Source organism: Streptomyces sp. NPDC002773 (assembly GCF_040295605.1).
Classification (GTDB): domain Bacteria; phylum Actinomycetota; class Actinomycetes; order Streptomycetales; family Streptomycetaceae; genus Streptomyces.
The window spans coordinates 119,980-131,636 of the sequence record NZ_JBEOVO010000011.1 but is presented as its reverse complement, the minus strand read 5'-3'; the positions used below and the strand labels follow the sequence as shown (position 1 = coordinate 131,636).

General features: G+C 72.0%; 11 protein-coding genes. 6 read left to right on the top strand and 5 right to left on the bottom strand.

Annotated elements, in window-relative coordinates; all coding sequences use genetic code 11:
* Positions 1-23: 23 nt before the first annotated feature.
* Genes ABT034_RS16495 through ABT034_RS16475 form a run of 5 tightly spaced genes read left to right on the top strand, consistent with a single transcriptional unit; the run spans position 24 to position 4,914 of the window.
* On the top strand, positions 24-1,130 hold the full coding sequence (locus ABT034_RS16495; protein WP_351215630.1) for a FecCD family ABC transporter permease: 1,107 nt from the start codon (positions 24-26) through the stop codon (positions 1,128-1,130).
* A complete protein-coding gene (locus ABT034_RS16490; RefSeq protein WP_351215628.1) occupies positions 1,127-2,209 on the top strand; it encodes a FecCD family ABC transporter permease in 1,083 nt (360 codons plus the stop codon). The genes ABT034_RS16495 and ABT034_RS16490 overlap by 4 nt, the downstream gene beginning before the upstream one ends.
* Entirely contained in the window at positions 2,206-3,087 is an 882-nt protein-coding gene (locus ABT034_RS16485; protein WP_351215626.1) for an ABC transporter ATP-binding protein, read from the top strand. Before ABT034_RS16490 ends, ABT034_RS16485 begins: the two co-directional genes overlap by 4 nt.
* A gap of 25 nt (positions 3,088-3,112) precedes the next feature.
* Positions 3,113-4,687, top strand: a complete 1,575-nt coding sequence (locus ABT034_RS16480; protein ID WP_351215624.1) for an amidohydrolase — start codon at positions 3,113-3,115, stop codon at positions 4,685-4,687.
* On the top strand, positions 4,684-4,914 hold the full coding sequence (locus ABT034_RS16475) for a hypothetical protein (protein ID WP_351215622.1): 231 nt from the start codon (positions 4,684-4,686) through the stop codon (positions 4,912-4,914). Before ABT034_RS16480 ends, ABT034_RS16475 begins: the two co-directional genes overlap by 4 nt.
* A gap of 28 nt (positions 4,915-4,942) precedes the next feature.
* Here ABT034_RS16475 and argB read toward each other — a convergent pair whose 3' ends face one another.
* From argB to ABT034_RS16455, 4 genes are all read right to left on the bottom strand, one after another.
* Positions 4,943-5,887, bottom strand: a complete 945-nt coding sequence (gene argB / locus ABT034_RS16470; RefSeq protein ID WP_351215621.1) for an acetylglutamate kinase — start codon at positions 5,885-5,887, stop codon at positions 4,943-4,945.
* A 148-nt stretch (positions 5,888-6,035) separates the two neighbouring features.
* The gene (locus ABT034_RS16465; protein WP_351215619.1) at positions 6,036-6,767 is read right to left on the bottom strand and encodes a hypothetical protein; all 732 of its coding nucleotides are present in this window, start codon (positions 6,765-6,767) and stop codon (positions 6,036-6,038) included.
* 146 nt (positions 6,768-6,913) lie between these two features.
* Positions 6,914-7,633 (bottom strand): beta-glucanase, encoded by a 720-nt coding sequence (locus ABT034_RS16460; RefSeq protein ID WP_351215617.1) that lies wholly within the window; start codon positions 7,631-7,633, stop codon positions 6,914-6,916.
* A gap of 193 nt (positions 7,634-7,826) precedes the next feature.
* Positions 7,827-9,407 carry a pectate lyase family protein gene (locus tag ABT034_RS16455; protein ID WP_351215615.1) on the bottom strand — a complete coding sequence of 527 codons (1,581 nt, stop codon included), beginning with the start codon at positions 9,405-9,407 and terminating at the stop codon, positions 7,827-7,829.
* 406 nt (positions 9,408-9,813) lie between these two features.
* Here ABT034_RS16455 and ABT034_RS16450 point away from each other — a divergent pair, with 406 nt between their 5' ends.
* Positions 9,814-10,188: a VOC family protein gene (locus ABT034_RS16450; RefSeq protein ID WP_351215614.1), complete on the top strand. Its 375-nt coding sequence runs from the start codon at positions 9,814-9,816 to the stop codon at positions 10,186-10,188.
* Between the two features lie 68 nt (positions 10,189-10,256).
* Here ABT034_RS16450 and ABT034_RS16445 read toward each other — a convergent pair whose 3' ends face one another.
* Positions 10,257-11,639, bottom strand: coding sequence for an amidohydrolase family protein (locus ABT034_RS16445; RefSeq protein ID WP_351215612.1), 1,383 nt, complete (start codon positions 11,637-11,639; stop codon positions 10,257-10,259).
* Positions 11,640-11,657 lie beyond the last annotated feature (18 nt).

The window sequence follows — 11,657 nt, the reverse complement described above, 5'->3', positions numbered from 1 at the left end:
ATCTGAACCGCCGCCAGGGGGAGTTGTCGTTGTCCGTCGAATCCCGGATGGTGTCGGTGACGGGACAGCCGCCCGAGGGGCATCCCGCGGAGAAGGCCCCCGACCCGGCCGCGCCGCCGCGGACGGGTCGCGGCGGGACGGCGTTCCGGAGCTTAGGACTGGTCCTGGCCCTCGCCGCCCTCGTCCTCGTGGGTCTCCTCAGCGTCTGGGTGGGCACCCGGGGGATCCCCTTCACCGCCACCTGGAACGTCCTGTGGAACCCGGACGGCTCGGAGACGTCGGTGATCATCCACGACTACCGCATCCCCCGGACCCTCCTCGGCCTGCTCGTCGGCACGGCCCTCGGCCTCGCCGGCGCCCTGATGCAGGCCCTCACGCGCAACCCGCTCGCCGACCCCGGCATGCTCGGCGTCAACCTGGGCGCCTCCGCCGGCGTGGTGGTGGCCATCGCCTTCTTCGGCGTCGCGGCGCCGCTCGGCTACGTGTGGTTCGCCCTCGCGGGCGCCGCCGCCGCGTCCGTCGGTGTCCACTTCCTCGGCTCCTCCGGCCGGAAACTCGCCTCCCCCGAGCGGCTCGTCGTCGCGGGCGCCGCCGTGACCGCCGTCCTCTACGCCTTCAACTGGGCGATCCTGCTGCTCAACCCGAGGGCCTTCGACCAGTTCCGCTTCTGGACCGTGGGCTCCCTCGCGGGCCGCTACCACGACATCGTCCTGATGACCCTGCCGTTCGTCGGCGTGGGCCTCGTCATCGCCCTCGTCCTCGCCCCGTCCCTGAACGCCCTCGCCATGGGCGACCAGATGGGCCGCGCCCTCGGCGTGAACGTCGGCCGGACCCGCGCCCTGGGCGCCGTCGCCGTGATGCTCCTGTGCGGGGCCGCCACCGCCGCCGCCGGACCGATCGGCTTCGTGGGCCTCGCCGTACCGCACATCGCCCGGTTCGTCGTCGGCCCCGACCAGCGCTGGGTGTTCGCGTACTCGATGCTGATCGCACCCGTCCTGCTCATCGGCTCGGACATCATCGGCAGGGTCCTCGGCGCCCCCGGCGAGGTGCAGGTCGGCATCGTCACCGCGTTCATCGGCGCCCCCCTGTTCATCGCCCTGTGCCGTCGCCGAAAGCTGGTCATGCTGTGACCGCCGTACGGGCCGAGAAGGCCCCCGACCGCCCCCGCGTCGTCAGCGGCCGGGTCGTCCGGACCCGGGCCGGAGGCATCTCCCTGCTGGTCCGGAGCCGTACCGTCGCCGCCACCGCGGCCCTCCTCGTCACGCTCGTCGCCACCATGGGCGTCACCCTGACCACCGGCGACTTCGACCTGACCGTGGGGGAGGTCTACCGGGCCCTCACCGGCCAGGACACCGGAATCGCCGACTTCGTCGTCAACACCCTCCGCATGCCGCGCCTCCTCACCGCGCTGTGCGTCGGCGCGGCCCTCGCCGTCAGCGGCGCCATCCTGCAGAGCATCACCGGCAACCCCCTCGGCAGCCCCGACATCATCGGCTTCACCAACGGCTCCGCCGCAGGCGCCCTGTTCGTCATCGTCGTGGTGCACGGCAGCATGGCGCAGATCGCGCTCGGCGCGCTGATCGGCGGCCTCGCCACGGCCCTCGCCGTCCACCTCCTCATGCTCGGCCGGGGCATCCAGGGCTTCCGGCTCGTCGTCATCGGCATCGGCGTCAGCGCCCTGCTCCTCGCCGTCAACTCGTACCTGATCACCCGCGCCACCTTCCAGGAAGCCCTGGAGGCGCAGGCCTGGCTGATCGGCAGCCTGGGCAACCGGCTCTGGACACACGCCCACGCCATCGGCCTCGCCGTCGCCGTCCTGCTGCCCCTCGCCTTCTTCCTCTCCCGCCGCCTCTCCATGGTCGAGATGGGCGACACCACCGCCATGGCCCTCGGCGTCGACGTGACACGCACCCGCACCGTCCTGCTCGTGATCAGCGTCGCCCTGGCCGCGTTCGCCACCGCCGTCACCGGCCCCATCTGGTTCATCGCCCTGGCCGCGCCCCAGGTGGCCCGCAGACTCGCCCGGTCGTCCGGGCCCGCACTGGTGCCGTCCGCCCTCATGGGCGCGGTCATGCTCGCCCTCAGCGACCTCGCCGTGCAGCGTCTCTTCGCCCCCGCGCTCCTCCCGGTCGGCACGGCGACCGGCTGCGTCGGCGGGCTCTACCTCATCTGGCTACTGGTCTCCGAGTCGCGAAAGAGCCGCGCATGACAGCAACGAACCGTCCGGCCTCCCGCCTGCGCGCCGAGAACCTGACCCTCTCGTACGACCAGCGGACCGTGGCGACCGACCTCGCCGTCGAGATCCCCGACCGCTCCTTCACGGTCATCATCGGACCGAACGCCTGCGGCAAGTCCACGCTGCTCACCGCCCTCGCCCGAATGCTCAAGCCACGGGCCGGACAGGTCTACCTGGACGGCGCCGCCATCGCCTCGTACCGCTCCCGAGAGGTCGCCCGCCGGCTCGGCCTCCTCCCGCAGTCCTCCACCGCCCCCGGCGGCATCACGGTGGGCGACCTCGTCGCCCGCGGCCGGTATCCGCACCAGGGCCTCCTGAAGCAGTGGTCCGCCGACGACGAGGCGGCCGTGGTGGAGGCGATGCGGCAGACCGGCGTGCTCGACCTCGCCGACCGGCCCGTCGACGACCTGTCCGGAGGCCAGCGCCAGCGCGTCTGGCTCTCCATGGTCCTCGCCCAGCAGACCTCGATCCTGCTCCTCGACGAGCCGACCACCTTCCTCGACATCGCGCACCAGGTCGAGGTCCTCGACCTGTGCGCCGAACTCCACGCCCGCAAGGGCCACACGATCGTGGCGGTCCTGCACGACCTCAACCAGGCCTGCCGCTACGCCACGCACCTCATCGTGATGCGCCCCGGCGGGGTGATCGCGGCCGAGGGCGACCCGTCGACCGTCATGACCGCGGAGCTGGTCGAGGACGTGTTCGGCCTGCCCTGCCGGATCATCGACGACCCGGAGACCGGTACTCCTCTGATGGTCCCGGCGGCGCCCAGGCGATACGAGCCGACCGGCGCCGCACCGGACCCGGTCGCGGAAGACGCCCCTGGTACGGCGATGGCCGAGACCTCCTGAAACAGCGACAGGGATCGGACTGCCCATGCTCTGTACGAGGCTGACGAACGCGCGCTTTCTCACCATGGACCCGGACCGCCCCGTCGCCCACGACCTCGGCATCTGGCGCGGACGGATCGTGGGCCTCGACGAGGAGGTGACCGCGCTGCCCGCCCGCGAGGTCGTCGACCTCCAGGGCGCCACCGTGCTCCCCGGCTTCATCGACAGCCATGTCCACCTGGCCTGGGCGGGACTGAAGGCGGCCACCCCGAGCATCGCGCCCTGCGAGCGCGTCGAGGACGTACTCGCCGTCGTCGCGGACGCCGCCTCCCGCGCGGCCGGGCCCGGAGTCTGGGTGGACATCGCGGGCTACGACCAGCGGGCCCTGGGGCGCCACCTCACCGCCGCGGAACTCGAACGGGTCAGCCGGGGCCGCAGAATCTTCCTCATGCACGACTCGGGCCACGCCTGCGTCGTGAACAGGGCAGTCCTCGACCTGCTCCCGGCCGAGATCCCCCACCAGGACGGGTTCCTGGCGGAGAGCGCCATGACCGCCGTACGACAGCTCCGACTCCCGTACTCCCAGGGGGAACTCGCCGACGCGATCGAACGCGCAGGCCGCGCCTGCCTCGCCGAAGGGATCACCGCCTGCGCCGAAGCGGGCATCGGCGGCGGCCTCCTCGGTCACAGCCCCGTCGAACTCGGTGCCTACCAACTCCTCAGGGACCAGGGCCGACTGCCCCTCCGGGTCCAGCTCATGGCCGCGGGCGACACCCTGCGCCCGCGTGCCTCCCACCGCGACGACGGCATCCCGCGCGCCCTCGACCTCGGCCTCCGTACCGGCTTCGGCGACGACTGGCTCTCCATCGGCGCCCTCAAGATCTACACCGACGGCGGCATGATGGCCCGTACGGCGGCGCTCACCGACCCGTACGAGGGCATGTCCCACACCGGCCAGTTCCAGGACGACCCGGAGCGGATCGCGGACCTCGTCGTCGACGGCCACCTCGCCGGCTGGCAGCTCGCCGTCCACGCCATCGGCGACCGCGCCGCCGACCTCGCCCTCGACGCCCTGGAGCGGGCCCAGCGGCTACGGCCACGGCCGGCGGCCCGGCACCGGGTGGAACACGCGGGCCTGATCCGCCCGGACCAGCTGCCCCGCTTCGCCCGGCTCGGCGTCAGCGCCGTGGTCCAGCCCAACTTCCTCCGCTACTTCGGCGACGACTACGCGGACGTCATGGGGGAGCGGCGGGCGCCCTGGATGTACCGGGGCCGGGGATTCCTCGACCACGGCGTCACCCTCGTCGGCAGCTCCGACCGGCCCGTCACGGACGGCGCGCCGCTCCGGGCGATCCAGTTCATGGTCGAACGCGCCTCCACCTCCGGCCGCCTGATCGGACCGGAGGAGTCCATCACGGTCGACGAGGCCCTGCACGCCTACACCACCGCGGGCGCGTACGCCTGCCACTGGGACGACACCGCGGGCACCCTCGCCCCGGGCAAACGCGCCGACCTCGTCATCCTCGGCGACGACCCCCGACGGGTCGACACCTCGCGCATCGGGGACATCGAGGTCGTGGCGACGTACGTGAACGGGCACACGGAGAAGGGAAACCTGTGAGCACACCGGACCACGACGACCTCGAACGATTCGCCCCCCTGTGGGAGGCACCCGCGTCACCGCCCCGCTGGGTGATCTGGCACCCGGACGCCGACACGATGGTCTTCGACCGGCACCTCAACCTCCCGGTCCCCATCGACGACGCGTCCCTGGCCGAGGTCTGCCGCCGCATGCGCGAGGCCGGCGCCCCGGAGAGCGCCGACTACCCGGGACGCGCGTGCGGCTAGAGAGGCCCCCGAGGCGAGGGCCGTACGGTCAGACGAGGGCCTTCTCGTCGTGCGGCGCGTCGCCGGGCAGCACCGTCGTGCCGGGGTTCTCCTCGGTGAGGACGCCCCGGAGAACGGCGTGCGGTGTACGTCCGTCGAGGACGTGGACCCGGCCGACCCCCGACCGGACCGCCCGCAGACAGCCCTCCATCTTCGGCAGCATCCCGCCCGCGAGTCCGGGGAGCAGGGCGTCCAGTTCGCCGGCGGTCAGACGGGGGATCACCTCGGTGCTCCGCGGCCAGTCCGCGTACAGCCCGGGGACGTCCGTGAGCATGACGAGCCGGTCGGCGCCGAGGGCGACGGCGAGGGCCGAGGCCGCGAGATCGGCGTTCACGTTGTAGATCTGCCCGTCCGTGCCGCGCGCGACGGGGGAGACGACCGGGATACGGCCTCCGGCGACGAGGTTCCGTACGGTGTCAGGCGCCACGGTCACGATGTCGCCGACGAGACCGATGTCGACGGCCGTGCCGTCCACCCAGGCCGGGCGGCGTACGGCGGTCAGCGTGTGCGCGTCCTCGCCCGACATGCCGACGGCGAAGGGCCCGTGGGCGTTGATGGCGCCGACGAGGTCCCGTTGCACCTGCCCGGTAAGGACCATACGGACCACGTCCATGGCCTCCGGCGTGGTCACCCGCATCCCCGCCTCGAACCGGACCTCCAGGGCGAGACGGTCGAGCATCGCGCTGATCTGGGGACCGCCGCCGTGCACCACGACCGGGTGCAGGCCCGCCTGCCGCAGTTCGACGACGTCCTGTGCGAAGGACCGCCGGAGCGCGGCGTCCACCAGGGTGCTGCCACCGCACTTGATGACGACGGTCCGGCCCCGCGCCCCGTCCGGGGCGGACAGCTGTTCCGCCGTGTCCGCGGCTGCCTCGGCTGACACGGCTTCCATGGCACCGGCACCGGCAGTGCGCTGCCCGTCGAGCGTCCTCATCGCCGTTCCCCTCGCTCATGAGTCGACACACAGCGACTTAACTTAGCCTAACCTAAGCTCGCGTGAGGTGGAACTGTCCAACCTGCGCCCGCCCTTCGGGTAATCGCAGTCAACTGTTCATCTCGTAAGGCGAGTTGACACCGAGCGTTCAGGCAGGAGAGCCCCACGCCGTCGTCAGGCCGTCGAGCCACGCGGGCGGGAGTTCGGCCGCGTCCCACTCCTCGTGCAGGGCCGACGGCGTCACGGCGAGGCGTTCCAGTACGGCGACGCTGGTGGCGGAGTGGACGAGGGAGTAGCGGCCGTGGATCGCGATCGGGCTGCCCGGCCCGTACTCCGCGTACAGCCGCTCAAGCTGCCCCCGGTGCGCCGACGCGAACTCCGTGAGCCGCCCCGGATACGCGGCCCGCTGTCGGGGGCTCATCGTACGGAGGACGGCACCGAGCACCTGCTCGGTCACCTCGGGATCGAGGTCCGAGGCGGCGGCGAACGACAGATAGAGCGGCGTCACCGCCACCTTGGCCCGCTCCATCTCCGCCCGCCCGACCGGGGAACGCTCGTCGGGGGAGGAAGCCGAAGGCCCGGAGGTGACGGCTCGGACCAGGGCCTGCTCGGCGACGGCCCCGAGTTCGTCGGTGACGGCCCGGGCGCCGTCCGACCAGCCGGACGCGTACAGCTCCCCCTTCTCCGCCGGCGCGCTCCGCCCGGCGCCGCCGAGCTCCGTGTGCGCGAGGGCGAGGGCACCGGCCTCGACGAGCCCGATCAGCTCCTCGGCGTCGCCGGTGTAGACCCCCGCGCGGGCGAGAAGCTGGAGCAGTGTGCTCTTGGCGTTGAGCACACTGGCCGCGTCGAGCTGCTGCCGTCCCTCGTCGGCGGTGTTCATGGGGAGACCTCCTCGTCGTGCGGACGGCCCGGTGCGGGCGCGCGGAACGCTCCGTCGGAGCCTACGCAACGCCCGCACCCCGAGGGCCCGCCTCCCCCTCGTGTTCCTGATCGAGGACGATCACCGCCGGCACGTACCGGACACGGTCAACCCCGGTACACGCGCAACTCCGCCACCTCGTACGACATCTCCGACGTGCCGGCGTCCGGCGCCGGGTGGTAGCGGCCCGCGCACACCGACAGGTTCACGATGAGATGGGCCCGCCAGGAGCGCCCCACCCCGCGCCGGTCGTCGAAGACCCGAGCGCCGTTGACCCACCACACCACGTTGCGCGCGCCGAGCTCGACCCGGAAGTCGACCCACGCCCCGGGTTGGACGGCCGGGTCCCGGAAGTAGTGGTGGCGCCCCCGGATCCGGTTCGAGAGCTCCAGCAGGTCCGGGTTGTCGGGGTGGTACTCGAAGACGTCGATCTCCTGCCCGCCGTCGAGCCAGGTCCAGATCGCCGGCCAGGCGCCGGTCTCCACGGGCAGCCGCACCCGCGCCTCCAGGACGTCGCCCGCCCGCACCAGGAAGCCCTCAGGGCTCCCCTCCGTCGTGAGCAGCCCCGCGTCCCAGTTGCCGTCGGACCGGCGCGTCGCCCGGAAGGTGCCCGACCTGCTGTACGACGGGTCCTCCACGAGGTGGTCGAGCTTGTTGTCGCCCGGGTTGGTCGGCCCGCCGTCGGGATACGCCCAGGTCCGGCCCGCGGCCCACTGCTCGGCGGAGGAGAAGTCCGCGTCGAGCACGAGGGTCCCCGGTGACCGTGCGGGTCCGCTCGGGTCGGTTCCCCCGCGTCTGCGCAGCCGGTCGAAGAAGTCGGACAGCATGGCGTGCTCCTTTCGCACGGGTATGGCCCGGCATGCGAAGGATGTTGCCCACCGTGCACCGCCCGTACGCGGCAGGCCGCCCGTTGGCGACAAGTCGTCACGGGGCGTCGCCGAGCGCGCCCCCCGGTGCCACCGGCTCACGCCGTCCCGATCGACCAGGCACCGGCGAGCGACGCACCGTACGGCGGCGGCGCTATCCGGCGTACGTCTCGAACTCGGCGACCCGGGGGGTGCCGGTCGAGCTGACGATCTCGAAGGTGATCTTCTTCAGCGCGGTACGGGGCACGGCGATGGCGCCCGCGCCGCTGCCCGACGCCAGAACCGCTCCGGTGTCGCCGTTGAGGACCCGCCAGGACCCGATGGCGCCCGTCGCGCCCGCCGCCTCGCGGATGACGAGGGAGGAGACGGTGGTGGTGGAGCCCCACTTGACCGACACGGAGCCGGTCGCACCGGCCGGCGACCAGTAGGTGCTCAGGTCGGCGTCCCGTACGTTGCCGTAGCTCGTACCGTCGGCCTTGCTGGAACCGTCGGAGCCGGCCCCGATGCTGAGGTTGGTCCCGCCCGGCTGGGTCGGCCCGGGCGTGGGCGTGGTGGGAACGGGCGTGGTGGCGGTCGGCGTCGGTGCGGGCGTCGTGGACGTCGCCGTCGGTGCGGGGGTGGGCGTCTGCGGCGAGCAGCTGCCGTTCGACACCTGAAGTCCCTTGCCGGCACCGGCCGTTCGGGCGACGACGTCCGGCACGCAGCCGGCGGCGTCGAGGGTGAAGCCGTACGGGATGGCGACGGTGGTGTTGGACTGCGGGTCCGGGCCGGCCGGATTGTTGTCGGTGCCGCGGGCGGACCAGGTCACGTTGTCGAAGACGTTGCCGCTGACCTGCCAGTACCCGGCGGCGTCCGTGTAGAAGGTGCCCAGGACGTCCTTGGAGTCCTCGAAGTAGTTGTGGTCCACCTTGGCGCGGGCCCCGGCCCGGGAGTTGATGCCGGACTCGTTGATCCGCAGGTAGTGGTTGTTGTACATGTGCGCGATGCCGCCGCGGAGCAGGGGCGCGCGTGAGTCGATGTTCTCGTACAGGTTGTGGTGGTAGGTGATGAAACCGTTCGAGAGCTCCGTCTCGCTGGAACCGACGAGGCCGCCGCGGCCGGAGTTGCGCAGGATGCTGTACGACAGGGTCACGTACTGGGTGTTGTCCTTCATGTCGAAGAGGCCGTCGTAGCCCTCCGACTCGCCGCCCGAGGCCTCCAGGGTGACGTGGTCGACCCAGACGTTGCGGACGCCGCTCTCCATGCCGATGGCGTCCCCGCCGTTGGAGATGGGCGAGCCCGACTTCTTCACGTTCTTGACGGTCACGTTCTGGATGATGATGTTGCTCGACTCGCGTATGTGGATGCCGAGTTGGTCGAAGACGGCGCCCGCCCCGACGCCGACGAGGGTGACGTTGCTGATCTGCTTGAGCTCGATCACCCCGGCCGCCGTGTTGCAGCTGGTGCCCGACACCTTGGCCGTGTTGGCGTGGTTGACGGTCCCCTCGACCTCGATGGTGATCGGGGTGCTGCTGCTGGCCCGGCCGCACAGGGCCGCGTGGATCTGGGTGCCGGTCGTGGCCCGCACCGTCTGTCCGCCCGCGCCGCCGGTGGTCCCGCCGTTCTGCGTCGCGTAACCGGTGGCGCCGCCGGTCGCGGCCGATGCCTGGGGCATCGAGATCACCACTCCGGCAGCGGCCGCCAGGGCCATCGCGGCCGCTGCCGCGTGGAGTCGAAATGCGACTGGTCGTCTCATGTTCGCCGTCCTTCTCGTCTTTGCACGCTAGGGGGTCGGTACGCCGTGCGGTCCAGAAGAAACCGTCCACGGGCAGCCTCGGGGGAGGCGCCCATGAACGGATGGAAAGCGCTTTCTGCCCGGGACGATAGGGTGCCCCCCGAAGCGTGGCAAGGGTTCGCGCAAGGGTGGAGACGGAACGGCCGGCAGTCCCGATCCCTTGTCACTCCGCCCTTGATCAAGTAGCGTCGCTCGACGTGAGCACCGGACCGGCGACTCGACGCCATACACAGACGGGCCATCCGGTGGACGACTGATCGCTCAGCGGGTGCGCCCCAAGCACCCCCTCGGTTCGGCACGCGGACCTCCCCAGTGCTCACGCACTGCGAGTCCTTCTCCGTGTCGAATCAACAGCGAGGTCATCCACATGGCAGTCACGTTCAACCACACCATCATCGCCGCCAAGGACCGCCACGCATCGGCGAAGTTCTTCCGGGAGTTGCTGGAACTCCCCGAAGCACCGTCCTGGGGCCCCTTCCTCAACGTCCAGCTCGCCGACGGCGTGCTCATCCAGTTCGCCGAGCCCCCGGTCGAGATCCAGATGCAGCACTACGCGTTCCTCGTCGACGACGAGCTGTTCGACCGCGCCTACGGGCGGCTGTGCGACCAGGGGATCGAGCACTGGGCCGATCCGCAGATGAAGCGTCCCGGTGAGACCAACAACGACCACGGCGGTCGGGGCGTCTACTTCAAGGACCCCGCCGGCCACGCCTTCGAGCTGATCACGCGGCCGTACCTGTAGACCTCGTGGGCCAAGACGGCCGGCCGGGCACCCGTGGGGCGCCCGGCCGGTCCTCGGCTCGGCGACGCTCAGCCGACGAACTCCCCGTCACGCGCCACGACGGCACCGCCGTGCACCACCATGTCCCGGCGAGGCATGTCCACGACGACCTGCGGCAGGCACTCACCCCGGACGAGGACGAAGTCGGCCGGGGCGCCCGCCCTGAAGTCGGCGTGCGGGAGACCCATCACGTCCGCACCGCCGTGCGCCGCCACGTCGTAACAGCCCGTCAGCTCCTCGTCGAGGCGTACGTCCGTCACCCACCCCAGGATGTGCGCGCGGTGCATCATGTCGGCGTTGCCGAACGGGCTCCAGGAGTCGCGCACGCCGTCGGATCCGAGCCCGACCCGCACCCCGTGCTCCCGCAGGCGGGCGATCGGCAGGACCAGGGAGTCGGACGGTGAGACCGTCGTGAGGGCGATGTCCTGCTCACCCAGGTCGGCCGCGATCGAACCGAGCTCGCGGTCCGACAGGCCGGGCAGACAGAACACATGACTGACCGTCACCTTTCCGGCGAGGGAGAGGGCGCGCGTCCGGTCGACGATGCCGCGCATGGCCTGCATGCCCTTCTCGCCGCGATCGTGCAGATGGATGTCCACGCCGACGCCGTGGCGGTCCGCGATGCCGAAGACCACGTCGAGCTGCTCGTCGAGAGCGTCGTCGAAACCGATCGGGTCGATGCCGCCGATCATGTCGATCAGCCCCTCGCGCGCGGCCTTCTCAAGCAGCGCCGCCGTCCCCGGGGTGCGGACGACGCCGTGCTGCGGGAAGGCGACGATCTGGACGTCGAGCGCGTGGCGCAGCCGCTCCCGGGCCTCCGCCACACCCTCCACCCCGGCCAGACCGTAGGCCGGGGCCACGTCGGCGTGGGCGCGCATCGCCCGGGTGCCCCGGGAGACCGCGTGGGACATCAGCCCGTACGCGCGTTCCGCGACGGGGCGCCGCTGGCTGCGGAACAGTTCCACGTCCTGGGCGACGTAGTCGGCGATGCCGCTCGCCGGTCGGCGCGACACCCAGGACCCGTCCCACGTCGTCTTGTCGGGGTGGATGTGGGCGTCCACGAGCGACGGCAGCGCGATCCGGCCGCCACCGTCGACGACCTTCGCACCGCGCGGCGCGGGGCCGTCCGAGACGCGACCGTCGACGACCACGAGGTCCGTGGCCCTCGCCGCCCCGAACAGGCGCACGTCACGGAAGACCACGGCCCGCGCCCGGCGCCCCGAGTCGGCGGAGGCCGCCACGCCGGCGGAAGCGGTAGCGGAGGCGGAGGCGGAAGTGGCGGCAGAGGCCGCCACGGCTTGGGCGGGCACGGCCGAGGCGGCCGCGGTGGCCGTCGCACCGGCGAGGGCGGCGGCACCGGCGAGCATGGACCGGCGGGAGACCGCGCCGGGGGAGGACGAGGAGGGCTGCACGGGGGCTCCTGTGTGGGT

Coding starts and splice junctions, on each gene's coding strand:
- ABT034_RS16450 (WP_351215614.1), top strand. CDS start 9,814: ATGGCAGTCACGTTCAACCACACCATCATCGCCGCCAAGGACCGCCAC.
- ABT034_RS16485 (WP_351215626.1), top strand. CDS start 2,206: ATGACAGCAACGAACCGTCCGGCCTCCCGCCTGCGCGCCGAGAACCTG.
- argB (WP_351215621.1), bottom strand. CDS start 5,887: ATGAGGACGCTCGACGGGCAGCGCACTGCCGGTGCCGGTGCCATGGAA.
- ABT034_RS16455 (WP_351215615.1), bottom strand. CDS start 9,407: ATGAGACGACCAGTCGCATTTCGACTCCACGCGGCAGCGGCCGCGATG.
- ABT034_RS16465 (WP_351215619.1), bottom strand. CDS start 6,767: ATGAACACCGCCGACGAGGGACGGCAGCAGCTCGACGCGGCCAGTGTG.
- ABT034_RS16480 (WP_351215624.1), top strand. CDS start 3,113: ATGCTCTGTACGAGGCTGACGAACGCGCGCTTTCTCACCATGGACCCG.
- ABT034_RS16460 (WP_351215617.1), bottom strand. CDS start 7,633: ATGCTGTCCGACTTCTTCGACCGGCTGCGCAGACGCGGGGGAACCGAC.